Annotated in this window: 1 pseudogene; it reads right to left on the bottom strand. The window is 36.6% G+C overall.

Going from position 1 to position 265, the window contains the following annotated elements:
- Positions 1-265: pseudogene (locus F1003_RS18815) on the bottom strand (translational GTPase TypA); the annotation flags it as partial.

Raw genomic sequence — 265 nt, 5'->3', positions numbered from 1 at the left:
AAACTTGTAATTCATAACCTTCACGACGCATATTTTCAATAAGGATTGATAAATGCAATTCACCGCGACCAGCAACTACCCATGTATCTGGAGAATCTGTGTTAGAAACTTTCAAAGATACATCTGTTTCTAATTGTTGATTTAAACGTTCTTGAATTTGACGTGCTGTTACAAAGTCACCTTCACGGCCAGCAAATGGAGAATTGTTAACTTTAAATGTCATTTCAAGAGTAGGCTCATCAATACGTAGAACTGGCAATGCTTC

This window comes from Winogradskyella ouciana (assembly GCF_009709615.1).
Classification (GTDB): Bacteria; Bacteroidota; Bacteroidia; order Flavobacteriales; family Flavobacteriaceae; genus Winogradskyella; species Winogradskyella ouciana.
The sequence above is the reverse complement of the archived record's forward strand: the minus strand, read 5'-3'. Positions and strand labels throughout refer to the sequence as shown.